This window comes from Wolbachia endosymbiont (group A) of Urophora cardui (assembly GCF_964028435.1).
Classification (GTDB): domain Bacteria; phylum Pseudomonadota; class Alphaproteobacteria; order Rickettsiales; family Anaplasmataceae; genus Wolbachia.
In genome coordinates this window covers 273,023-296,579 of the sequence record NZ_OZ034774.1, presented here as the reverse complement: position 1 = coordinate 296,579, position 23,557 = coordinate 273,023, and the positions used below count along the sequence as shown (strand labels likewise).

At 37.1% G+C, this 23,557-nt stretch carries 20 protein-coding genes, 2 tRNA genes and 1 pseudogene; 12 read left to right on the top strand and 11 right to left on the bottom strand.

Going from position 1 to position 23,557, the window contains the following annotated elements; all coding sequences use genetic code 11:
• Positions 1-220 precede the first annotated feature (220 nt).
• The 5 genes from purH to ABWU38_RS01460 form a co-directional block, all read right to left on the bottom strand.
• Complete coding sequence (gene purH, locus ABWU38_RS01480) at positions 221-1,732, bottom strand: bifunctional phosphoribosylaminoimidazolecarboxamide formyltransferase/IMP cyclohydrolase (RefSeq protein WP_253309458.1); 1,512 nt, start codon at positions 1,730-1,732, stop codon at positions 221-223.
• Positions 1,733-1,812: 80 nt separating this feature from the next.
• Positions 1,813-2,712, bottom strand: a complete 900-nt coding sequence (gene fmt / locus ABWU38_RS01475; protein ID WP_253309457.1) for a methionyl-tRNA formyltransferase — start codon at positions 2,710-2,712, stop codon at positions 1,813-1,815.
• Between the two features lie 19 nt (positions 2,713-2,731).
• On the bottom strand, positions 2,732-3,097 hold the full coding sequence (gene rplT, locus ABWU38_RS01470) for a 50S ribosomal protein L20 (protein ID WP_064125369.1): 366 nt from the start codon (positions 3,095-3,097) through the stop codon (positions 2,732-2,734).
• Between the two features lie 20 nt (positions 3,098-3,117).
• Positions 3,118-3,324, bottom strand: coding sequence for a 50S ribosomal protein L35 (gene rpmI / locus ABWU38_RS01465; RefSeq protein ID WP_253309456.1), 207 nt, complete (start codon positions 3,322-3,324; stop codon positions 3,118-3,120).
• Between the two features lie 98 nt (positions 3,325-3,422).
• Positions 3,423-3,866, bottom strand: a complete 444-nt coding sequence (locus tag ABWU38_RS01460) for a PAS domain-containing protein (RefSeq protein WP_253309455.1) — start codon at positions 3,864-3,866, stop codon at positions 3,423-3,425.
• A 174-nt stretch (positions 3,867-4,040) separates the two neighbouring features.
• On the opposite strand from ABWU38_RS01460, the gene alaS reads away from it, so the two are divergent.
• The gene (gene alaS / locus ABWU38_RS01455) at positions 4,041-6,650 is read left to right on the top strand and encodes an alanine--tRNA ligase (RefSeq protein ID WP_253309454.1); all 2,610 of its coding nucleotides are present in this window, start codon (positions 4,041-4,043) and stop codon (positions 6,648-6,650) included.
• 1,205 nt (positions 6,651-7,855) lie between these two features.
• Here the strand turns inward: alaS and gatA are convergent.
• Positions 7,856-9,325, bottom strand: a complete 1,470-nt coding sequence (gatA, locus tag ABWU38_RS01450) for an Asp-tRNA(Asn)/Glu-tRNA(Gln) amidotransferase subunit GatA (protein ID WP_264688431.1) — start codon at positions 9,323-9,325, stop codon at positions 7,856-7,858.
• Positions 9,326-9,423: 98 nt separating this feature from the next.
• Between gatA and ABWU38_RS01445 the strand changes: the two are divergent.
• From ABWU38_RS01445 to gpmI, 4 genes and pseudogenes are all read left to right on the top strand, one after another.
• Positions 9,424-9,535, top strand: a pseudogene (locus ABWU38_RS01445) (IS5/IS1182 family transposase); the annotation flags it as partial.
• Between the two features lie 35 nt (positions 9,536-9,570).
• Positions 9,571-9,762, top strand: a complete 192-nt coding sequence (locus ABWU38_RS01440; protein ID WP_353272351.1) for a hypothetical protein — start codon at positions 9,571-9,573, stop codon at positions 9,760-9,762.
• 19 nt (positions 9,763-9,781) lie between these two features.
• Positions 9,782-9,853 (top strand) — tRNA-Asn (locus ABWU38_RS01435).
• A gap of 33 nt (positions 9,854-9,886) precedes the next feature.
• Positions 9,887-11,461, top strand: a complete 1,575-nt coding sequence (gene gpmI, locus ABWU38_RS01430; RefSeq protein WP_264688433.1) for a 2,3-bisphosphoglycerate-independent phosphoglycerate mutase — start codon at positions 9,887-9,889, stop codon at positions 11,459-11,461.
• A 31-nt stretch (positions 11,462-11,492) separates the two neighbouring features.
• Here gpmI and fabD read toward each other — a convergent pair whose 3' ends face one another.
• On the bottom strand, positions 11,493-12,473 hold the full coding sequence (gene fabD / locus ABWU38_RS01425) for an ACP S-malonyltransferase (protein WP_253309450.1): 981 nt from the start codon (positions 12,471-12,473) through the stop codon (positions 11,493-11,495).
• Between the two features lie 128 nt (positions 12,474-12,601).
• Between fabD and rpmE the strand changes: the two genes are divergently transcribed.
• The 4 genes from rpmE to ABWU38_RS01405 all read left to right on the top strand — a co-directional run bounded on the left by rpmE (position 12,602) and on the right by ABWU38_RS01405 (position 15,487).
• On the top strand, positions 12,602-12,814 hold the full coding sequence (rpmE, locus tag ABWU38_RS01420) for a 50S ribosomal protein L31 (RefSeq protein WP_253309449.1): 213 nt from the start codon (positions 12,602-12,604) through the stop codon (positions 12,812-12,814).
• 27 nt (positions 12,815-12,841) lie between these two features.
• The gene (locus ABWU38_RS01415) at positions 12,842-13,636 is read left to right on the top strand and encodes an NAD kinase (RefSeq protein ID WP_353272350.1); all 795 of its coding nucleotides are present in this window, start codon (positions 12,842-12,844) and stop codon (positions 13,634-13,636) included.
• 91 nt (positions 13,637-13,727) lie between these two features.
• Positions 13,728-14,843, top strand: coding sequence for a hypothetical protein (locus ABWU38_RS01410; RefSeq protein WP_353272349.1), 1,116 nt, complete (start codon positions 13,728-13,730; stop codon positions 14,841-14,843).
• Positions 14,844-14,908: 65 nt separating this feature from the next.
• Entirely contained in the window at positions 14,909-15,487 is a 579-nt protein-coding gene (locus tag ABWU38_RS01405) for a hypothetical protein (protein ID WP_265016513.1), read from the top strand.
• 734 nt (positions 15,488-16,221) lie between these two features.
• On the opposite strand, the gene ABWU38_RS01400 is transcribed toward ABWU38_RS01405, so the two are convergent.
• The 3 genes from ABWU38_RS01400 to mnmE form a co-directional block, all read right to left on the bottom strand.
• Positions 16,222-17,238, bottom strand: a complete 1,017-nt coding sequence (locus ABWU38_RS01400; protein ID WP_353272348.1) for an NAD(P)/FAD-dependent oxidoreductase — start codon at positions 17,236-17,238, stop codon at positions 16,222-16,224.
• Between the two features lie 168 nt (positions 17,239-17,406).
• Positions 17,407-17,494 (bottom strand) — tRNA-Ser (locus ABWU38_RS01395).
• Positions 17,495-17,541: 47 nt separating this feature from the next.
• Positions 17,542-18,891 carry a tRNA uridine-5-carboxymethylaminomethyl(34) synthesis GTPase MnmE gene (mnmE, locus tag ABWU38_RS01390; RefSeq protein ID WP_353272347.1) on the bottom strand — a complete coding sequence of 450 codons (1,350 nt, stop codon included), beginning with the start codon at positions 18,889-18,891 and terminating at the stop codon, positions 17,542-17,544.
• A 213-nt stretch (positions 18,892-19,104) separates the two neighbouring features.
• Between mnmE and nuoI the strand changes: the two genes are divergently transcribed.
• The 3 genes from nuoI to infC all read left to right on the top strand — a co-directional run bounded on the left by nuoI (position 19,105) and on the right by infC (position 22,270).
• Positions 19,105-19,587, top strand: a complete 483-nt coding sequence (gene nuoI / locus ABWU38_RS01385) for an NADH-quinone oxidoreductase subunit NuoI (protein WP_038199316.1) — start codon at positions 19,105-19,107, stop codon at positions 19,585-19,587.
• Between the two features lie 250 nt (positions 19,588-19,837).
• Positions 19,838-21,739: a threonine--tRNA ligase gene (thrS, locus tag ABWU38_RS01380; protein WP_353272346.1), complete on the top strand. Its 1,902-nt coding sequence runs from the start codon at positions 19,838-19,840 to the stop codon at positions 21,737-21,739.
• Positions 21,740-21,751: 12 nt separating this feature from the next.
• Positions 21,752-22,270: a translation initiation factor IF-3 gene (gene infC, locus ABWU38_RS01375; RefSeq protein WP_253309442.1), complete on the top strand. Its 519-nt coding sequence runs from the start codon at positions 21,752-21,754 to the stop codon at positions 22,268-22,270.
• Between the two features lie 28 nt (positions 22,271-22,298).
• Here the strand turns inward: infC and nuoF are convergent, their stop codons facing one another.
• Positions 22,299-23,552 (bottom strand): NADH-quinone oxidoreductase subunit NuoF, encoded by a 1,254-nt coding sequence (gene nuoF, locus ABWU38_RS01370; protein ID WP_353272345.1) that lies wholly within the window; start codon positions 23,550-23,552, stop codon positions 22,299-22,301.
• Positions 23,553-23,557: the final 5 nt, after the last annotated feature.

Sequence of the window (23,557 nt, the reverse complement as noted above, 5' to 3'; positions counted from 1 at the left end):
ATCTATGTGAGATACCGTGAATAAATCACGGTATGACGTAGAAGCTATACTTTTATACTCACCAGCTCAGTGTCCAATCTGGATCCAAGTAGTCAGGGCACTGGGATGACAGGGGAAGGAGGCTACTTGAATGACATCCTACCTTGTGGACTCAAATCACAACGTTCGTACAGTTATGGTGGTATGATATGGAAAAATCTCTAGCCATAAGACACAAAGCCTAATGGAAAAAACTGCGAACGCCAGTGAAAAACATAGCAATTTTATTTTCATTTGCAGCTTTTATCACATCTTGATCTTTCAGCGAGCCACCAGGCTGAATTATAGCTGTAATTCCATGTTTTGCACTTTCTACTATGCTATCTGGGAATGGAAAAAATGCATCTGAAGCAAGCACTGCACCTTTACATTTTTCACCTGCTTTTTTTACTGCAATGTTCACACTATCTATTCTGCTTGTTTGCCCTGCACCGATGCCAATAGCACAACCATCTTTTGCTATAACTATTGCGTTGGATTTCACATGTTTACATATTTTCCAGGCAAAAATAAGATCTTCCTTTTCTTTTTCTGTTGTAGTGCATTCTGTTACTTGTTCTGCTTTTATTGTGTGGTCATTATTTTCTTGCACCAAAAACCCACCAACAACATTTTTAGTTTGGTATTTCACATTTTGTTGGAAAGATTTATGAATAATCACTCTTAAATTTTTCTTTCTTTGCAAAATTTTTAGTGCTTCATTGCTGACTGAAGGTGCTATCACTACTTCCAAAAATATCTCGTTTAATTTTTCTGCTAGCTTTAAATCTATCTCCCGATTTAAAGCTACTATACCACCAAAACTGCTTACTTCATCACACGATAGGGCCTTTTCATATGCCTCCAAAGCATTATCACTAACAGCAGTGCCACATGGGTTATTGTGCTTTATTATCACTGCTGCAGGCTCTTTAAACTCAGAAATTATGTTAAGTGCGGACTCTATATCTACTATATTATTATAACTCAACTCTTTCCCATGTATTTTTTCTAGCGGATATTTGGTAAATTGATTACTATAAAATGCAGCTTTTTGATGGGGATTTTCACCATACCTGAGTTCTTGTACTTTATGTCCATATAGTGCAAAAAACTCTGGCAACTCATTATTTTTACTCTGGGATAAAAACCAACTGTGAATATTAGAATCATAGTGTGCAGTGAGAGCAAATGCTTTGGTTGCTAAATGTTTTCTATATTCCAATGTTGTTTCATTGTTATTTTTTATCATCTCAGCTTTTAGTGCTTCATAGTCTTGAATGCTAGAAATAACTGAAGTAAAACAAAAGTTTTTTGCTGCAGCTCTAATTAACGCCACTCCGCCGATATCAATTTGTTCTATAATTTGATCTTCATTTGAGCCGCTACTTACTGTCTCCCAAAATGGGTATAGGTTAGTTATAAGCAGGTCTATTGGCTCAACACCTAGATTTTGCATTTCCGTTTTGTGCTTTTCTCTATTGCAAAGTATTCCTCCATGAATTTTAGGGTGTAAAGTTTTTACTCTACCACCCAGTATCTCTGGAAATTGTGTGTAATCTGAGACCTCTTGTGTTTTTATTCCGGCATCAGATAGTGCTTTATAAGTATTTCCCGTTGAGAGAATTTCTATTTGTTGCTGCATTAAAAACGATGCAAGATCAATTATATTCGTTTTGTCGTATACTGATATTAAAGCTCTTTTTATTTTCATTTTTGTACGGAAAGTTTTTTAAGATTATATCTAAGAAAAGGAAATTTAGCTATTACATTTCTACACTAATTTAAAGCAGTCTATTCTATAAATTTTTTTACCATGCTTGATTTCAAGCCACGAATAAAATCTTCAATACTGCAAGGATTTCTCCCTTCCATTTGTACAACTTTAGGAATTAAAGTGCCACCTTTTAAACTTATGTGCATATTATCGTTAACAATCTTACCTTGTTCTGAAGCGAGAGCTTCAAAGTCAGCATCAAGTATCCTGATACGTTTATTCTCTATCTTGATGAACGCTTTTGGGTAAAACGCTTTAACCTTTCTATAAGCAACCTCACAAGCATCACTTGCATAAATTTTATAGTCTTCCACTTTGTCAGCGTAACATGCATCATTATCGTTCTGTTTTAAGGGAACCTGTTTTTCAATTTCGTTTAGCACTTTCAGCAGTAAATCACTGCCTAATTCAGACAATTTATCATGCAATGTCTTGTAGTTATCGTTCTTTTCGATAAGAAATTTTTCCTGTTTTAAAATAGGGCCGGAATCTAATCCTTCATCCAATTGCATAATGCTAACCCCGGTTTCTTGATCTCCTGCTAAAATTGTGTGCTGTATCGGAGCTGCACCACGCCACCTTGGTAGTAATGAAGGATGAATATTAATACAACCATATTTAGGAATATTCAAAATTTTTCTTGGAAGTATCAATCCATACGCAGCAACAACTGCAACGTCTGGTTTGAAATTTCTAAATTTTTCTTGCTCTGCCAAAAACTTTAGAGAGATAGGAGTACATACCTCTATGTTACTTTCTTCAGCGATAACATGTACTGGAGATTTCGTTGGCTTCTGTCCACGTCCTGAAGGTTTTGGAGCCTTGGTGTATACTGCTACTATTTCATTCTGTGATTTCAATAGTAAGTTTAGCGTACTAACAGCGAATTCCGGTGACCCCATGAAAATAATTCTCACGCTTTCAAGTGTTTTTGCTTTAAGAATTCTCCGCTAATTTACCACTTACAGCTTCTACTAATTTGGCAAAATCATCCTTATAATTAACGGCCATCTCAGCAAGAATTTTTCTATTTAAATCAATGCCGGCAAGTGTAAGACCATGCATAAACCTACCATAAGTAAGCCCATGCTCTCTTGCTGCTGCATTAATACGTATTATCCATAAGCTACGGAAATCACGTTTACGGGTTCTTCTGTCTCTGTAAGCATATTGCAATGCTTTTTCAACTCTTTGTAATGCAATTCTATAACAGCTTTTTGCACGTCCTCTATAACCCTTTGCCAGTTTCAATATTTTTTTATGACGAGCGTGAGTAGTGACTCCACGTTTTACCCGAGCCATTTTATTTTACCTCCATTTTGTTAAATATCATAAGGCATATAAAGCTTAACTATACGCGAGTCAGATTTACCAAGAATCGTTGTACCGCGCTGATTACGAATATTAGATTTACTTCTCTTTACCATGCCATGCCTTTTGCCTGACTGAGTAGAAATGACTTTACCCTTAGCTGTAAGGTGAAAGCGCTTTTTAACAGAAGATTTGGTTTTTAATTTTATTCTCTTCATATTCCAAATAAATTTACAAACACTACTATTGAGTTCTTTAATAGTAATTAAGCATTAGTATAAATAATTTTATTAAAGAATCAAATTAAAATTGTATATTAAAGGAGTTTAAAAGTAATTACGCCCAATATGTGTGTTATACCTTCTTTATTCCCAAGTGGCAACAATACTTGCCTCATTTTAACACTTTCACTTTCTTCCTCTTCATTGATTGGGCATTTACTCTCTATTACAGCATCAAGTTTATCAATAACTGCATCTATTTTATATAGTCGCAAAAATGGTGCATCAATTGCATACTTATTATCAATGCGCGTCTTTTTCTCAAAACCATAGAATTCAACAGCCTTTTCTCCTGCATTTTCACAAATATAACCTTGATCCTTGACTTCAATGATAAAACAATGCTGCCATGACTCCATTATTTCTGCAGTGTCTATTTCGTGCCTTTCTGGCCAATCTCTGTCTGGTCCTTTTATGTCACTCCAGTGCTCAGTTACCACATTTGCTATTCTTTTTTCTTTGCCTACATAAATTTCCATTCCAATTTCCACATATAAAACACAGATATGAGGTAAATTTATCGTGAATATATTGATTTTTCCTTACCACAAGGTGCATATCACTAGAAGTTCTGAGATCTAGAGAGTGGTGGTATTGTAATTGATTTTATTTCCATTGCAGCTTATTATTCATGAATAATCTCAATAAAAATAATGAAGTTAAGTGAAATCAGAGAAAGATTTATAAAATTTTTTATAAGTAATGGCCACGAACAGGTTTCTTCTTCTCCTTTGATTCCAGAACATGACCCAACACTCATGTTTACAAATGCTGGTATGGTGCAGTTTAAAAATATTTTTACTGGTGCTCAAAAAACTGAAATGAAACGTGCTGTCTCAAGTCAAAAGTGCCTAAGAGCAGGCGGTAAACACAACGATCTTGAAAATGTTGGCTATACAACTCGGCATCACACATTTTTTGAAATGCTCGGAAATTTTAGCTTTGGTGATTACTTTAAGGAAACTGCGATAGAATTTGCGTGGAAATTTATCACTAAGGAGTTATCTCTTGATAAAAACAGACTATCCATAACCGTCTACCATACTGATGATGAGGCGTACGAGATTTGGCGTAAGATAAGTGGCTTTTCAAGTGATAAAATCATAAGAATTGCAACGGACGATAACTTTTGGAGTATGGGAAGCACTGGTCCATGCGGTCCATGTTCTGAAATTTTTTATGATCATGGGAGTCCTAATTTACAAGACGACGATAGAATTGTTGAAATCTGGAATCTGGTATTCATGGAGTTTAACAAAGATGAAGAAGGTAATTTACACAAATTGCCAAAAAAATGCATCGATACTGGAATGGGTCTTGAGAGAATAGCTACTGTAATGCAAAATGTCCATGATAACTATGATATTGATCTATTTTCTGCTCTGATCAATAAATCTCAAGAGTACTGTGGAAGAACGGAAAATAAAATAGCGCATAAGATCGTAGCAGATCATCTTCGCGCGGCTGCATTTCTCATCGCAGAAGGAGTGCTTCCTGGAAATGAGGGCAGGAATTACGTATTACGCAGATTAATTAGGAGAGCCGCGCGTTATATCCACCTGCTTGGATATAATGATTCTCTACTCCATCGCATTTTTCCGGCGCTGATAGATAGCACGAGTTCGGCTTATATGGGAGATGTTTATCCTGAATTAGTCAGAGCCAAAAGCTTAATAGAAACGACGTTAAAATCAGAGGAAGAAAACTTTAAAGACACTTTGATGAAAGGTATCAATCTTCTGGAGAAATTCACTACAGATTTAAAATCGGGCGATACTTTACCTGGAGAATCAGCATTTAAGCTATATGACACCTATGGGTTTCCTTTGGATATTACACTTGATGTTTTAAAAGAGAAAAAAATAAATTTTGACCAGAAGGGTTTTGATAATGCAATGGGAGAACAAAAAGAGAGAGCACGTGCTAAATGGGCTGGATCTGGTGAAAAATCTGTTGAGCAAGTATGGTTTGATTTGATCAATAAATTTGGCAAAACAAAATTTGTTGGTTATGAGTTCAATGAAGTAAGTGATGCGAAAATACTAGCTATAGTTTCCTCTAAAAATGAAGTAATTGATTCTGCAAAGGAGGGAGAAAAGATAATCATTATACTTGATAAAACACCTTTTTATGGCGAGTCAGGTGGACAGGTGGGGGATACTGGCAGTCTGATCAAACCTGGTAGAAGTATTATTATAGTCGAGAATACCCATAAGGTTAATGACCTATGTTTGCACAGATGCATAGTTAAATTCGGCTCAATTTGTAAAGGTGATGTAGTTACAGCAAGCATCGACAAGGAAAGAAGGCAAACCTTAAGAAGAAATCATTCGGCTACGCATCTTCTGCACTTTGCATTGAGGAAAATCTTGGGTGATCATGTCACTCAAAAAGGTTCCCTAGTTGCACCAGATAGACTGAGATTCGACTTCAGCCATAACACTCAAGTGACTCAAGATCAGTTATTCTGGGTAGAGGATATGGTAAACTCTCTAATCAGAGAAAATCTTTCTGCATCTACAAAAATTCAAAGCATGAATCAGGCAATAGACGAAGGAGCCATGGCGTTGTTTGGTGAAAAATATGGTGATCAGGTTAGAGTTGTAAATATTGGAGATTCGAAAGAGCTATGTGGTGGCACGCACGTTGAACATACTGGAGAAATCGGTTTATTTAAGATAGTAACAGAAAGTTCTGTTGCTTTTGGAGTGAGGAGAATTGAAGCTTTAACTGGTCAGGAAGCAATCAATTATGTACGTGATAATGAAATTAACTTAAAAAAAGTTGCAGAATTCGTAAAAGTGCCAGTAAGTGAAATAACAAGCAGATTAAGTGTTTTAAGTCAAGAACACAAAAAATCCGAAACCAAAATAAGAAACCTATATAAAAAGCTTGTGAGTGCAGAGAATATAAAAAGCACTGAAATAAATGGAATAAATTTTATAAGCCACACTTTCACTGATATTCCAGCAAATGTGATAAGAGAGTTTGTTTTGCAGCAACAAAAACCAAAAACGGTAATAGCTTTCACGGCAACAGAAAAAGATAAAACAGTCTTGATTATTAAAGTAAGTAAAGACTTAATCAATAAGATTAGCGCAAAAGAACTAATATCAATAGCAGTTGAAAAGAACTGTGGTGGGAATGCTGAACTTGCACAAACAGGCTGTGATAGCAATAAAATAGATGATGCCATTACAGCCATTTATAGCAAAATAACCGCTTCTAAGCACTCTACATCATACCGCCGCGGTATCTCTTAGCTGCTAACAAGTAGCAACTGTTCTCCCTCGTCATACCGTAACGGTATCTCTAGATCCCGCTAACAAGCAGCGGGATGACGAGGTTATCGTCACATGCCGCCGCGAACCGTCATACTGCCGCAGATCGTCATACCGCGATTCATTCGCGGTATCTCATCCGCTAACACGTAGTGGGATGACAGCAGTCCTACGTCATGCCACCGCGAACCGTCATACCGCCACAGATCGTCATACCGCGATTCATTCGCGGTATCTCATCCGCTAACACGTAGCGGGATGACAGCAGTCCTACGTCATGCCGCCGCGAACCGTCATACTGCCGCAGATCGTCATACCGCGATTCATTCGCGGTATCTCATCCGCTAACACGTAGTGGGATGACAGCAGTCCTACGTCATGCCGCCGTGAACCGTCATACTGCCGCAGATCGTCATACCGCGATTCATTCGCGGTATCTCATCCGCTAACACGTAGTGGGATGACAGCAGTCCTACGTCATGCCGCCGCGAACCGTCATACCGCCACAGACCGTCATACCGCGATTCATTCGCGGTATCTCTTAGCATAGATCCCGCTAACAAGCAGCGGGATGACGGTTGTCATGGTGTCATGAAAGTAGCTGACACTGGTTTCTATCCAAGAGGGTGTCATCCGAGTAGCTTGACTACTTGGATCCAGAAAACTTAACTTTAAATAAGTGGCTGCATAATAAAGACTAGATTCCAGCGTCACGTGCACAACTGTACGAACGTTGTGATTTTGGCCCATCAGGAGGGTGTCATCCCAGTGCTTGACACTGGGATCCAGGAATTTTAATTGTAAGTAAGCATACTGAGTTGATAAGTATAAAAGTAGCTAGAAAATAAACATTTTTGATGAGATTATATGGAAAACTGGATTCCAGTGTCAAGCACTGGAATGACAAGAAGAGGGTACTTGGATAAGAGGCATTGCCCTTCTGGTAGGCCCAAATCACAATGTTCGTACAGTTATGCGTTATGCGCTGGAATGACAACGTAAGGTGAATTTTTCAACATCCCAAAATTACAGAATTTAGTCTGTTTAATTAAGTGTGAACTGTTACACGAAAATTTTGTAAACAGATTAATATGCCCTGTTTTTGCTATTCATCTAAAAATGGAGCCATAGAGTACGTTGATGAGCATAAGCAAATTTTAATGCAAAAATTACTATCAGAAAATAGATTACGCAAGAGGTCTAATTATTCTGCCGCAATTTTGCTCTATCAAACTTGCCACATTTAATATTCCAGCTTCGTCATAATAATTTCCAATCACTTGCAAGGCAAGTGGTAAACCCTCATTGGAAAGCCCAACAGGAACAGAAATAGCAGGCAATCCTGCAAGACTTGCTGGCACGGTAAACACATCATTGATGCACATAATTAGCGGATCTGGCTTTTCATTTAAGCCAAAAGCTTCTGTTGGAGCAGATGGCACAAGTATGTAATCTATTTTTTCAAACGCTTTTATAAAATCATTTCTGATTAATGCTCTAATGCACTGCGCTTTTTCGTAATATTCATTATAATGACCTGAAGAAAGCGCATAAGCGCCAATTAAAATTCTTCTTTTCACCTCTTTACCAAAACCTTCTGCTCTTGTTAGTGAATACATTTCTTCAAGGGTATCAGCATCAACCCTTAATCCATAACGCACACCATCGTAACGAGCAAGATTGGATGAAGTTTCAGCAGAACAGATTAAATAATAGACCGGTATTGCATATTTAGTATGTGGCAGAGTAATGTCAACAACTTCAGCGCCATTTTCTTTTAAATAGGAAGCAACTCTTTCCCAATTATGAACTATTTCCTCTGAAATTCCATCCATCCTATATTCTTTTGGTATACCAATACACTTACCCTTGACATCACCATTTATAAAGCTAGAAAATTTAGGCACTGGCTTTTCGCTCGATATTGAATCTTTTTTATCATAGCCACAAATTGCTTCCAGCATTAATGCTGAATCAGAGACAGAACGAGTAATGACTCCTGCTTGATCCAGAGAACTCGCAAATGCAATCATACCAAAACGCGAGCATCTTCCATAAGTTGGCTTTATTCCAACTACTCCACAATAAGCTGCTGGTTGGCGTACAGATCCACCGGTGTCGCTTCCTAACGCTCCAGCGCATAAAAATCCAGCAACCGATGCTGCAGATCCACCAGATGATCCACCAGGAACAACTTTTTCCCCATCACTTTTTCTAATCCACACATTTTCAACAGGGCCAAAATAGCTGTTTGTGTTCGCAGAACCCATAGCAAATTCATCCATATTAAGCTTACCGAGCATGGCTGCTCCACTTTTTAAAAGCAAGTCAGACACCGTAGATTCGTAAGTCGGAACGAAATTTTCCAGCATTTTTGAGCATGCTGTTGTTTTTATTCCTTTTGTACAGAATAGATCTTTGATGCCAACTGGTATACCCATGAGCGGCGAGATTAAATCATCCTTTTGCCTAGAGAAATGTTCATCTGCAGCTTTAGCAGCTTTCATTGCTATCTCTGGGGTTTTTGTTATAAATGCATTTAATTTCTCATTTTCAACCGCACTGATGTGCGCCTCCACGAGTTCAACAGCGGAAAAACTCCTTTTTTTGAGCCCGTCATGCATTTGTGTAATACTTAACTTTTTTAGTTCATTCATCAATATTTAATTTTTAGCAAGACGTTAATTATAACATGGCACGATAAAAAATCCATACATTTATAGTTACAGCTAGAAATATAGCTAAGAACCTGTACATAATTGATGCTCAGAGTGTAAAGAACGCAGATACTGCTGAAGAAAAAGGCTATGACGCTGGTAAAAAAATCTCAGGGCCATATCGCAGTTGATACTCAAGACATGCAATTTATGTAGCAACTGCAGGAACAACTAGTGCTGTGAGAATGGTCAACAATGCAAAAGAAAACCTTTCTGGAGTTAAAAATATACTGGTTGATGCGGGCTATACAGGAGAGAATTTTGCAACTCAAATAAAAGATATTATTGGTGCAACTGTTGAAGTAAAAAAGCGAAGTGAATTTGAACAGGCTCTTACAAAGTATACAAAAAACGTTTACAATCAACGTTCAACGTGATAAATTAAAGACGGTTTATTCCTCGGTAGCTCAGTGGTAGAGCAGTTGGCTGTTAACCAATTGGTCGCTGGTTCGAATCCGGCCCGGGGAGCTCTTCTCTGTGAAATTCTAGTGTTAATCTTATATGGGCATTAAATCAGTTGTCTTATGTATACTAGATGGCTGGGGAAATGGAGTAGAAAGCAGTAAATATAATGCTATTAGCAACGCAAATCCACCCTGTTGGCAATATATTAGCTCTAATTATCCAAAATGCAGTTTGTCCGCCTGTGGAACTGATGTTGGGTTACCTGGTGGTCAAATAGGTAATTCAGAAGTTGGCCATATGAATATTGGCAGTGGTAGAGTAGTAATGCAAAGCCTTCAGCGCATTAATCAAGAAATTGGAACAATAGAAAACAATGCAAATCTACAAAGCTTTATTAGTAATCTAAAAAGTAAGAACGGAGTATGCCATCTGGTGGGATTAGTGTCAGATGGCGGTGTTCATTCGCATCAAAAGCATATTTCGACTTTAGCAAATAAAATATCACAGCATGGAATCAAAGTGGTGATACATGCATTTTTAGATGGCAGAGACACATTACCAAATTCAGGAAAAAAATGCATTCAAGAATTTATAAAGAGTATAAAGGGAAATGACATAAGAATTGCTACTGTTTCTGGGCGTTACTATGCTATGGACCGTGATAACAGGTGGGAGAGAACAATTGAAGCTTATGAGGCTATCGCATTTGCAAAGGCACCTCGTCATGATAATGCAGTATCGTTGATTGATGAAAATTATCAAAATAACATAACTGATGAGTTTGTCAGGCCCGCAGTAATAGGTGACTATCAAGGTATAAAACCAGAAGATGGAGTGCTGTTGGCTAACTTTCGTGCTGATCGAATGATACAATTAGCAAGTATTTTACTAAACCAATCAGGTGTCATTCCAGCGCGTGACGCTGGAATCTATGGTCAAACTACTCGTACGACAGAAGGTCGTAAACGAAAACCATTTTCTTCAATTCTAAGTATGATGAAGTATAAAGAAGATCTTAAAATTCCTTATATTTTTCCTCCTATATCTTTTGCTAACACTTTAGGACAAACAATAGAAGACAATAAATTGCAACAATTACGCATCGCCGAAACCGAAAAATACGCTCATGTGACTTTCTTTTTCAATTGTGGAAAAGAAGAACCTTTCTCTGGTGAAGAAAGAATACTCATTCCCTCACCAAAAGTTCAAACTTATGATTTGCAGCCCGAAATGTCAGCCTTTGAGCTCACAGAAAAGCTTGTAGAAAAAATTCACTCCCAAGAATTCGCACTGATAGTTGTAAATTACGCTAATCCTGATATGGTAGGGCATACAGGTAATATAAAAGCAGCCGAGAAAGCTGTGCTAGCTGTAGATGATTGTCTTGCGAAAGTGCTGAGTGCTGTTAAAAAGTCAAGCAACACTGCATTAATTGTTACTGCAGACCATGGTAATGTGGAATGTATGTTCGATGAAGAAAATAATACACCTCATACAGCGCACACTCTAAATAAAGTGCCATTTATTGTGTCTTGCGATAATCTAAAACTAAGAGACGGAAGATTATCTGATATCGCTCCCACTATTTTACAGCTACTTGGAATTAAGAAACCGGATGAAATGACAGGCAGTTCGTTGATTTCTTGCATTACCCTCTGTCATTCCAGCTAGGCAGCGTCATGCGCTGGCAAATAGATGTGTTTTAACTTAACCCAACTTTTAAATTTTTCGCTGTTAGTACTAATGATTCATTAAAGAAGCTGTCTATATCACCAATATTACCTATACTTTTTGTACTGATAGATTGGTCAATCCTTTTGACTAAATTAGATAAAACTTTATTAGGGCCAATTTCAACAAATTTGTTAATGCCACGGCTTGCCATATACAAAACCATTTCTCTCCATTTCACTCTGCTTATGACTTGTTTAGCAAGTAAAGCTTTTATAACTTTGGGATCACTCTCCTCTTTAGCTGTAACATTTGATATCAAAGGAACTATAGGACGGGTTATTTTAATACCCTCCAAAAATTCCAAAACTTTTTCATCAGCAGGTTTCATAAGAGATGAGTGAAAAGGTCCACTAACCTGTAACTTAACTAATCTCTTGATGTTCAAGTTCTTGAGCAAATCGGGTAATATTTCAAGACCCTCTCTAGTACCACTTATAACCACTTGTCCGCCACCGTTATCGTTTGCAATTTCACAAATTCCGTCAATTTGAACTGATTTCAATATATCTTCCACTTCATTTATCTCTGCTCCAAGCAACGCAACCATTCCCCCTTCACATTTCAAAGAAGCTTCATGCATTGCTTCGCTGCGAACTTTCAGCAGCTTGATTGCAGACTCAAGAGTCAATGCCCCTGCAGCACATAGCGCTGTATATTCACCGACTGAATGTCCACAAACATATTTAATTCCATAATTAGAAAAAAGAGATTCACCAAACACATGCTCGATAACGCGTAGCGTCGCGATTGACACTGCCATTATAGCTGGCTGAGCGTTTTCTGTAATGGTTAATTCTTCAATAGGACCGTTGAAGATTAAATGAGACAGCTTTCTACCCAATATGCTATCCACTTCATTAAATACTTGTCTTGCAACGGAAAACTCACTATATAAGCTCTTTCCCATTCCTACAAACTGAGAGCCCTGACCAGGGAAAGCAAAAATCATGATAACTATTATTTATTCCTTATTAAGTATAACATTTTATTTATTTTTTGTCAATATTTTAGAATAATGATTGACTTAGTGAATTAAGTTCACTAGAATATTAACTGACTAAAAGTTTATAAGCAACAATGGCAGAAATTGATTATCATAAGGTTACTATAGTCATGACAGATGGTCAAGAGTTTGAAACTCGTTCCACTTATGGAAAGGAAGGTGATAAGATAAAACTTGATAGGGATCCTCTCACTCACCCTGCATGGACTGGAAGTTTGACAAGCGGGTCAGCAAGTAAAACTAGCAAATTAGCTAAGTTTAACGATAAATATGGGGATATTTTCTAGTTTTTCGCTTCTTTTTCAGAGTGAAGCATGCATAAATACAAAAATATAGGCTATATCGCTTCTGAGTCACCAAAATCGCAGGAAGTATCTAAACTATTAAAGAAACTTAATTTTATCAATATAACAGAAGAAAATAAGTCCGAAATCGATCTATTGATAGTTGTTGGCGGTGATGGCTTTATGCTACGCACCTTGCATAATTACGTTATAGAAAACAAAAACACACACGTATACGGAGTAAACACTGGCAATGTTGGGTTTTTGATGAATAAATGCTTTAGCCGCAGTGAAGATTTAATTGATCATATAGAGCACGAAACTTCAACTCAGTTAACTTTACTAAAAATGGAAGCAACAGACACAAGTGGCAAGAAATACCACTATATAGCGGTAAACGAAGTATATGTTTTTAGGAAAGCAAACCAAATAGTAGAGATGAATATTACTATTAATGATAAACTAAAAGTAGAAAAATTTAGAGGGGATGGAGTAATATTATCTACTCCCACAGGCAGCACTGCATATAACTTCTCTGCCGGTGGCCCAATCTTGCCACTAAATTCAAACTTACTTGCACTGACCTCCATCAATAGCTATTACCCAAGGCATTGGAATGGAGCACTAATCTCAAATGATACGATCGTACAAATTGACATTAACGACACAAAAAATCGTCCAGCGCTTGTAGTATCAGATTACAAAGAGTTTCATAATATATCACAGATAAAAATACAAAAAGACCATGAGAACACAATCACTCTGCTTTTTGACAAAGACGACTCACTCAATGAAAGAATCTTTGATAGGCAATTTCTATACTAAATTTTTCATAATTATCCGTAAACTGGTATTTACTACATCTTAATAACTATAGCGTAATCAACACAACATAGTAATTAATTTTGGAGTAAATATGGGACCAGTAACGAATCTACCATCGTCTGAAGAGAATGCACTATTAATATTTGACTTTGATCAAACAATTACAAATAAGTCTATGTGCAATTTCTTTACATCCAAGGGATATGATGATTGTGATTCTGGCAAAGAAAAAGCAGTAATTAAAGAAAAAATAGAAGAATTTTTACAAAAGGAAGGCTCGGGAATCAAAAATAAAGAAAAGCTAAGGTCTGTATTAGATTCTGCACTTTCAAGCGGAGTAGAAGTTGCTATTGTATCGTCTGCAAAATACATAAAAGCAGTAGAGTATGTAGTGAAAAATCATTTAGGCTTAACAGAAGAGCAGGCACAAGGTATTAAAGTAGTTGGAGGAACGACTAAGCGTCAAGATCCACTAAATTCAGCAGAAGTAGCTAAAAGAATGAATGAGCCTCAAGATCCACAAATTGGAAAACATCTATGTGTTTTATCTCTTTTAAAAACATATAAGAAAGACAAAGGTATGTTACCGCAAAAAGTCATGTTAGTTGATGGTAATCAGCGGGGCATTAATCCTGCTGATGACTTTTATAAAAGCATCAAGGAAGGATTATTAGAAAAAGATATGAAGGGTCTCTTAGAAAATATAGATCAAGAAATAGCGGAAGTTGATGTCAGGGAAGAGGAAATAAACAATATTGCATTTAAAGGGATTAATGTATCTAGTGAGCCAACAACAGGAACAGACGGAGCAGCGGATGATGGTTATTTAGGCAAAGTAGAAAAATGGATTGGAGAACCTATACCGAATCCTCAGGATATTAAAAGTCCAGGTACGTTTCCAACTCCTCCACCATCGTATAAAAGCAAAGATGACTCTGAAGAGTCTTTGTCACTAAATTCTGATATAGGTAGCACAACAAATAAAAAAACAAACAGATCCTGGCCAAGAGCAAAATATGCCATGCAGCAGAAGGGCTTTATAATTTTTGGTGCAAGTGCTATTATACTTGGCACATCTGCAGCTTTATTATACTTACAAGATAAAGCAAAATTTATTGCATTTTTTACAAACAGCCCAAAATATATCACTATACCAGTTATCGCACTTGCTGCGTTGCTTGCAATTAGTCCAATACTTTTGCAATAAGGCAATTTAGAGATACTGCAGAGCATAAAACTCAAGAAAAAAATGCGGATGGAATTTTAGATGAGGTGTTAAAGCATCAGCCAGAAAATAAAGCTATAAAATCTGTAAGATTAGAGTATAACAACAACACTCATTCAAATTTTATATTTAATGCTTGGGAATCTAAAAACGACTTCATTAACATTGATGAAAAAGTAATTAGTAGAACTAATAAAATAGAATCAGTAATTAACAATAGGCCACTATTTACTGCATTACTGACCGGTGTAGTTGCTGCAAATATAGCACTTCCTTTATTGCTGTACGCGGAAGGCGGTGTTAATAACGTACAAAAATTTTACCAAAACCCTTTGACTAATAACATAGGGTTATCATTGCTTATAGGCTCAGGTGTACTTGCATTATTAGTTGTATGTTTTGGCGTGCATTATTATAACAAAACAAATTGCACTAACCTTATATATTCTCAGGAAAAGATTAACACTGAAAGCGTTAACAAGAAATTCATTGAAGAAATAAAACAAGAAAGAACAGAGGTTCTTGGAGAAAACCACAGTAAAGATGCTAAACGCAGCAGCTTAACGCTTGAGCAAGTTGTAGTCCAATCTCATAATTGTAAGGATGTTGTTTATAGTGTCGGTTAATAAAATGCATGATATAGCTAGTGCAACCCTACGTCATACCGCCGCAGAATAATTAACCGTCATACCGCCGCGGTATCTCAGCCGCTAACAAGAGATCCCGCTAACAAGCAGCGGGATGACGAATATACCGCCGCGGTATCTCTTAGCCGCTAACAAGTAGCGGGATACTTAACCATCATCTACACCGTCATACCGCGATTCATTCGCGGTATCTCGCTAACACGTAGCGGGATGACAGCAGTCCTACATCATATCGTCACGGTATCTCTTGGCCGCTAACAAGCAGCGGGATGACGGTTGTCGTTTAGCTACAAACGTTAAGAAATTTACTAAACGAAAAAAAAGGCAAAAGAAGCCCTAGTCATTGTCTATTTTCAGTATTGGCGTTTTTTAAGCCTTAAACACTGCAATTTAGCTGCTTTTAAATGCAACTAACCTTAGTTTAAATGTTTAAGAAATTTACTAAGCAGAAAAAAAGGCAAAAGAAACCCCGTGGTAATTAGTGTTCACTCCCTAATCCTGCAAATTGGCGTACTATACTGTCTTAAACGACTTATAAGCGCGTTTCAGCTTATATAGGTAAAAACCTAGAAATATTGTGAAGACATAAGGTGCACATAGTGCAAAAAATTAAAAATAAGACGCCAACTACGTTGTTTTCTTGCTGTTTAATCTGCACAGATGAAGATAACTGAATACCTTCAGTTTCATGATAAGGGGGCTGGCGAAGGGTGTCAAGTAAGTTTTTCTTTTCCGTGAATTCCCTTTGAAGTCGAGTATTGAAAATTGACTGGAGAGTTGTGGATTACTTTGTATATGTCATAACAAGCCATGGCACTCTCGGCAAAACCACTTAGTATCAACTTGAGTTTGCCTGGATAAGTAGCTATATCTCCGATTGCATATATTCTATCTCTACTGGTTCTAAGTGTAGCTGGGTCGACAATTATGCGGCCATGTTCTAACTCTATACCCCAACTGTTTATTGGACCAAGATTCATTGACAATCCAAAAAATGGCAGCAAAGAATCAGCGGATATTTCTTTTTCTTCCTTAGAGGCAATGTTTTTTACTATCACTGCGCTCAACTGCCCATTACCTCCTGCTAGTTCGTGTAATTGATATGGCACTACCAGTTCTATCTTTCCATCATTTTCAAGTGATTCTAATTTATTTCTAGTTTCAGGAGTGCAGCGAAATTCCTTTCTTCTATGTATCACATAAATTTTCTTTGCAACTTTAGAAAGTTCTACAGTCCAATCAGCTGCAGAATCACCCCCCCCCGCAATGACTATAGTTTTGTCCTGAAAATCAGAAATTTTATTTACACTGTAAAATACAGATTGATTTTCATATTCTAATATACCACTTAAGGGTGGACGGTTAGGTTCAAACATTCCGTTACCTGCAGCAACAATAACAGCCTTACATTTTACCTCTGTACCTGTGTTAGTTATGATAGTAAAGCTTTGATCACAGTTATTCGAAATCTTTTCCACTTTTTGACTTAAATGGTAAACAGGCTCAAATGGTGAAGCTTGCTCCGTTAATTGCTCAATTAATTTTTGGGCAGTAATTACAGGATAACCAGGTATATCATATATTGGCTTTTCTGGGTAAAGAGCTGTGCATTGTCCTCCTGCTTGATCCAAAACATCTATTATATGACATCTCATATCAAGCATTCCCGCTTGAAAAGCAGTGAATATTCCAATAGGCCCTGCACCTATTATTACTATATCGGTTTTCATATTCAGATGGTAATCTATTTATAGATATTAGCTTTCTTCGCTAATAAGGTCAATTTACAAAGGGATGTATTTTTAAAAGATGTGGCTAGATTAGATAAGATTTCCAGCGTTATGAACCACATAGTCCAAATAAGCTCTAAAAATCAGCTAACATCGCGGGATGCTGTGCGGACGGAATGGGATTCGAACCCATGGTACGCTCATCACGTACGTCAGTTTTCAAGACTGGTGCCTTAAACCGCTCGGCCATCCGTCCATTTCTTTTCTATCACAACATTTGATTTTAAGCAATCTATAAAAGCTTTACTTGCCCACGCAAAAGTTGCTAAACACACTACTCAATATTTCCTCAACATTAATAATTCCAATCACCGCACCAAGTTCAAATGCAGCAAGCCTCAAATCTTCAGATATCAACTCAATTGGATTATCGATATTAAAACGTTGTAAATGTTCCAGTGCTTTCTGCATGTGACTCCTATGTCTTTGCCGAGTAATCACAGGAGTGTCTCTATCATGCCCAAATTTTTCCTCTGCCTTCTTTTTTATGAGAGAGATCAACTTGTTTGTACCTATTCCCTTTAAAATAGAAATAGGTAGAAAATCTACATCGCCAATCAGTATATTTCTGTCATTAATTGCATCGTCAGCTTTGCTCAATACATAAATAGTATCGCTATTTACAACGTTGCAATTGATATTATAACGTTGTTCAAAAGGAAATAGTTCTATTCTTAGATCAGCTTCAAAAGACCTCTTTTTTGCTCGACTTATGCCTTCTGATTCTATCGGGTCTGAACTCTCACGAATTCCAGCAGTATCAGAGAGAATGATTGGGTATCCGCCAATGTCAATATGAGCTTCAAGCACGTCTCTTGTTGTGCCTGCATATTCAGAAACAATAGCAATATCACGCTTGGCTAAGAAATTAAATAGAGTTGATTTACCGACATTTGGTTCACCAGTTATTACAATATGTAAACCCTCACGCAACCTTTCGCCCCGTCTATTATCATTTAAATGCTCTTGTATCAACTGCACGAGAGATTGCACTTCATTATTAATTTTTTTCAATTCACTTTTTTCTGCCCAAATGTCCTCTTTTTCTGCCCAAATGTCCTCTGGAAAGTCTATATATGCTTCGATTTTGGATTGTATCGTTATTAATCTTTGCCTCCAATTGCTGTATAGTCTCTCCAATTCTCCCGATATCTGCTTAATCGCTTGTTTAGCTTGCATTTTCGTCTCAGCATCAATTAAGTCTGCAATCCCTTCTATTTGCGTTAAGTCAAATTTACTATTTAGAAAAGCCCTAAGTGAGAATTCTCCAGGCTTGGCCATAACGAAAATTTTTGATAATTCCTCCAAGATGATTTTTATGACTGCCTTGCTTCCATGCACTTGTAACTCTATAACGTTCTCGCCAGTGAAACTGTTTGGAGCAGGGAAATAGATGATTATTCCATTATCTATCAATTGATTGGAATCATCATATAGATCAACTAAAGTAGCAAATCTTGGTTTAATTTCTTTCTTAATATGAAAATGATTTAAAGCTTTAAGCGCGTAGTTGCCTGAAATTCTGATTACTGCAACTCCTGACTTACCCAATACGGTCGATAAAGCGAAAATAGTTTCATTTGTGTTTGTCATTATTTATATAAACTACTTAGCAATATTACACTTAAGAAACCAAAATACCTAATTTGAAAATATTCAAAATTTTTATCTATCTTGCTAGTTTATAGTAATATCATATTAATAAATACATTATATAAAAAACTGCAAAGGTCACTCAGGTGAAAATATTTATTTTGAAAACTGATAATATGATTTATAATTATCAACATAGGTTTTAAATATTTTATGCTCAAGAAATTAGCTTGGTATTGGTCTTTTGTAGAGTTAATTAAAGGGTTTGTTATTACATTAAAATATATGTTTAAGCCAAAGGTTACTTTGAGGTATCCTATGGAGAAGGGCCCTTTAAGTCCAAGGTTTCGTGGTGAGCATGCGTTGCGTAGGTATCCAAACGGTGAAGAACGATGCATAGCTTGTAAATTATGCGAAGTTATCTGCCCTGCTCAAGCAATAGTTATTGAAGCAGAGGAAAGAGAAGACGGTAGTCGTCGCACCACGCGCTATGATATTGATATGACAAAATGCATATACTGCGGACTTTGCCAAGAGGCATGTCCAGTTGATGCAATTGTGGAGGGTCCTAACTTTGAATTTGCTACTGAAACAAGAGAGGAGCTAATGTACAATAAAGAAAAGTTATTGCGTAATGGTGAAGTTTGGGAAGACGCAATTGCACTCAGGTTAAAAAAGAATAGACCGTACTACTGATGTTAAAAATTTATAGCTTTCAAATCATTCCTCTGTTACCCAGGTGCTGTTTTTCTGTCATTTCAGTGTTCCTTTTTTTGTCATCCCAGTGCGTGACACTGGGATCCAGGTATAAAAATATTTGTAAATTGTGCAATGGACAACAGATTTTAGGAGCATACGTTAAACTAATTTCCATTATAAAAATAAGATGGATCCCAGTGTCACGCACTGGGATGACAAAGAGAGGGTTAGACAAAAGGGTCGATAAATGATTAAAATTACTTTTCCAGCTGAAAAAAGAATAGAAGAATATGACGATAAAGTCACTGGCTTTGATATATTACAACTGGATGCTTTGAAAGAAGCAGTTGCATTGAAAGTAAACGGTGAGTTGTATGATCTCTCACGTGAAATTGAATCTGATACAGAGATAGAGGTGATACAACTGAGTGACGAAGTGGGTTTGGACATAATAAGGCACGATGCTGCTCATATAATGGCGCAGGCAGTGAAAGAGCTATTTCCTAATACTCAGATTACTATTGGCCCAACAATTCAGGACGGTTTTTACTATGATTTTGCTACAGATCGTACCTTCACTACGGATGATCTTGCTGCAATAGAAAAGAAAATGAAAGAGATTGTAAAAAGTAATCACAGATTTGTTCGAGAGGTTTGGACTCGCAAGCAGGCAGTTGATTTCTTTAGTGGTATAGGCGAAAAATATAAGGTTGAAATTATATCCTCTATACCAGAGAGTGAAAACCTAACTGTTTATAGACAAGGCGATTTTGTTGAGTTATGCCGCGGTCCACATTCTCCTTCAACTGGCAGAGTCAAAGCGTTTAAGCTTATGAAAGTTGCAGGAGCATACTGGCGTGGTGATTCTAAGGGTCCAATGTTACAGCGAATATATGGCACCGCATGGAGAAATAAGGATGAATTAAACGCTTACCTTGAGTGTCTCAAAGAAGCAGAAAAACGTGATCACCGCAAAATTGCTAAGGATATGGATTTATTTCACATCCAAGAGGAAGCTGTCGGGCAGGTTTTTTGGCATGAACAAGGATATACTCTATATAATGTTCTTGAGTCTTATATAAGAAAGAAATTGATAAATAATGGCTATTTTGAAGTAAAAACTCCTATTTTGGTAAGTAAAGAACTGTGGGAAAAGTCGGGACATTGGGATAAATTTCGTGAAAATATGTTCATTGTTGATGAATCTGAAAGCAAAAAGCTAGCAATAAAACCTATGAATTGTCCTTGTCATGTGCAGATTTTTAATTCTCACACGAGAAGCTATCGTGATCTACCAATACGTATGGCAGAGTTTGGTACATGCCATAGAAATGAAAGCTCAGGCTCATTGCACGGACTGATGCGAGTGCGTGGTTTTACGCAAGACGATGCACACATTTTTTGTATGGAAGAACAAGTAAATTCTGAAACTGTAAAGTTTTGTGACCTTTTAAAAGAAGTATATTCAGAGCTTGGATTCAATGAAATTTCTGTGAAATTTTCAGACCGTCCAGATATTAGAGCCGGTAATGATGAAGTGTGGGATAGAGCTGAAAAAGCGCTGCTTGAAGCCGTTAAAGAAGCGGTCTTGAGTTATGAACTGAGCCCTGGTGAAGGTGCATTTTATGGTCCAAAATTAGAGTTCGTTTTGAAAGACGCAATAGGCAGAAATTGGCAATGTGGAACATTACAAGTTGATTTCATTTTACCAGAACGTCTGGGAGCTTTTTATATAGGGGCAGATGGGCACAAGCATCACCCTGTCATGTTACATAGGGCAATTCTTGGGACTTTTGAGCGTTTTATCGGAATTTTGATAGAAAATTATGCAGGAAAATTTCCAGTTTGGCTTGCTCCAACGCAACTTGCTATTCTGACCATTACAAATGAAGCTGACGGTTACGCCACAGAAATTAGCAATATTTTAAAAGAACAAGGTGTGAGAGTCAAGACTGATTTGACCAATGAAAAAATTAGTTATAAGATACGTTTGCATAGTTCAAACAAGGTTCCTATATTATGGATTATAGGCAAAAATGAAGTTACAAGTAAAACTGTGTCAGTGAGAAATTTAGGATCAGAAAGACAGGAGTCTTTTTCTTTGGAAAAGGCTACTGAATCGCTGTTAAAAAGTGTTAATTTGAATTAAGGGAGTTAAAGTTTGCAAATAAAAAAGAACAATAAAAATAGAATTAATGAACTCATCACAGCTAAGGAGGTACGCTTAGTTGATCACAGTGGTGAAATGGTCGGAATTGTGCCAATAGAACAAGCTTTGGCATCTGCTCAGAATGTCGGTTTAGACTTGGTGGAAATTGCACCTGATTCAACTCCTCCAGTATGTAAAGTTCTGGATTACAGCAGACAAAAATATGATGCAAAAAAGAAGGCAAGTGAAGCAAAAAAGAAACAAAAAGCATTAACTATAAAAGAAGTTAAACTGGGTCCCAATATTGGTGATCACGACTACGAAACAAAATTGCGTCAAACAATGGATTTTCTTGTGCATGGACATAAAATTAAAGTTACAATGAGATTTAGAGGGAGAGAGCTTATAAACACTGAAGTTGGACTGGAAAAATTAGAACGGCTAATTAGAGACACTGAAGATATTGCAAAGGTAGAATTAGCACCTAAAAGAGAAGGAAATCAATATTTTTTAACTTTGGTTGCTAAGTAGCAAAACGGCTTAAGAAGTATAAGTAGAGTTAAATTATCGCTCTCTCTTTGATAACATGGCGAAAATGTCTTATTAATCCTTGAATCGGCCAAGCTGCAGCATCACCAAGCGCGCAAATTGTATGTCCTTCTATTTGAGTTGTAAGGTCAAGCAGCTTATCTATTTCATCAGGCTTAATATCTCCTGCCACCATCCTCTTCATAATCCTCCACATCCATCCAGTACCTTCACGGCATGGTGTACATTGTCCACAGGACTCATGCATGTAAAAGTGTGATAACCTCTCTATTGCAGCTATTATATCAGTTGATTTATCCATCACTATTACAGCAGCAGTACCAAGCCCTGATTGTGCGGTTCTTAATGAATCAAAATCCATTTCAATAGCATCGCATATAGATTTTGGAATTAATGGCACTGAAGACCCACCAGGTATTACAGCAAGTAAATTATCCCAACCCCCTCGCACTCCACCTGCGTATTTTTCAATCAATTCACGTAGTGGAATTCCGAGCTCTTCTTCAACATTACACGGGTTGTTTACATGTCCTGAAATACAAAAAATCTTAGTACCAGTATTATTTGGTTTACCAAGAGATGCAAACCATTCTCCTCCGCGATTTAGAATATCTGGAACCATGGCTATAGTTTCAACGTTGTTTATTGTGGTTGGACAGCCAAAAAGTCCAACACCTGCGGGAAATGGAGGTTTCATGCGAGGAAAGCCCTTTTTTCCTTCAATTGATTCGAGTTGAGCTGTTTCTTCCCCACATATGTAAGCTCCTGCACCCCTATGGATAAACACATCAAGATCATAACCTGATTTGCAGGCATTTTTTCCAATTAAGTTTTCTTTATAGGCTTCCTCAAGTGCTTTTTTTAGAACTAAATATTCATTATAAAATTCACCCCTGATATAAATATACGCAACTGATGCGCTGATCGCTTTGCCGGCTAGGAGAATTCCCTCAAGTAACTTATGTGGCTCATATCGCAATATATCTCTATCTTTACATGTACCAGGTTCTGACTCATCTGCATTGACTACTAAATATGCTTTTGGGAGATTTTTGGGCATAAAGCTCCACTTAAGGCCGGTGGAAAATCCTGCACCCCCTCGACCTCTCAAACCAGATTTCTTTACTTCATCAATGATCTTTTCTGATCCTAAATCTAGTAACTCCTTTGTTTTTTGCCAGCTACCACGTTTTTTTGCACCCTTAAGTAGTGGAGTTTCTTTACCATTTAGGTTGGTGAATATTTTGTCTTGTTCTTTTAGCATGTTTT

Excerpts from the sequence above, each read along its gene's own strand:
- purH (WP_253309458.1), bottom strand. The coding sequence starts at position 1,732 with ATGAAAATAAAAAGAGCTTTAATATCAGTATACGACAAAACGAATATA.
- rplT (WP_064125369.1), bottom strand. The coding sequence starts at position 3,097 with ATGGCTCGGGTAAAACGTGGAGTCACTACTCACGCTCGTCATAAAAAA.
- rpmI (WP_253309456.1), bottom strand. The coding sequence starts at position 3,324 with ATGAAGAGAATAAAATTAAAAACCAAATCTTCTGTTAAAAAGCGCTTT.
- ABWU38_RS01460 (WP_253309455.1), bottom strand. The coding sequence starts at position 3,866 with ATGGAAATTTATGTAGGCAAAGAAAAAAGAATAGCAAATGTGGTAACT.
- alaS (WP_253309454.1), top strand. The coding sequence starts at position 4,041 with ATGAAGTTAAGTGAAATCAGAGAAAGATTTATAAAATTTTTTATAAGT.
- gatA (WP_264688431.1), bottom strand. The coding sequence starts at position 9,325 with ATGAATGAACTAAAAAAGTTAAGTATTACACAAATGCATGACGGGCTC.
- ABWU38_RS01440 (WP_353272351.1), top strand. The coding sequence starts at position 9,571 with ATGGTCAACAATGCAAAAGAAAACCTTTCTGGAGTTAAAAATATACTG.
- gpmI (WP_264688433.1), top strand. The coding sequence starts at position 9,887 with ATGGGCATTAAATCAGTTGTCTTATGTATACTAGATGGCTGGGGAAAT.
- fabD (WP_253309450.1), bottom strand. The coding sequence starts at position 12,473 with ATGATTTTTGCTTTCCCTGGTCAGGGCTCTCAGTTTGTAGGAATGGGA.
- rpmE (WP_253309449.1), top strand. The coding sequence starts at position 12,602 with ATGGCAGAAATTGATTATCATAAGGTTACTATAGTCATGACAGATGGT.
- ABWU38_RS01415 (WP_353272350.1), top strand. The coding sequence starts at position 12,842 with ATGCATAAATACAAAAATATAGGCTATATCGCTTCTGAGTCACCAAAA.
- ABWU38_RS01410 (WP_353272349.1), top strand. The coding sequence starts at position 13,728 with ATGGGACCAGTAACGAATCTACCATCGTCTGAAGAGAATGCACTATTA.
- ABWU38_RS01400 (WP_353272348.1), bottom strand. The coding sequence starts at position 17,238 with ATGAAAACCGATATAGTAATAATAGGTGCAGGGCCTATTGGAATATTC.
- mnmE (WP_353272347.1), bottom strand. The coding sequence starts at position 18,891 with ATGACAAACACAAATGAAACTATTTTCGCTTTATCGACCGTATTGGGT.
- nuoI (WP_038199316.1), top strand. The coding sequence starts at position 19,105 with ATGCTCAAGAAATTAGCTTGGTATTGGTCTTTTGTAGAGTTAATTAAA.
- thrS (WP_353272346.1), top strand. The coding sequence starts at position 19,838 with ATGATTAAAATTACTTTTCCAGCTGAAAAAAGAATAGAAGAATATGAC.
- nuoF (WP_353272345.1), bottom strand. The coding sequence starts at position 23,552 with ATGCTAAAAGAACAAGACAAAATATTCACCAACCTAAATGGTAAAGAA.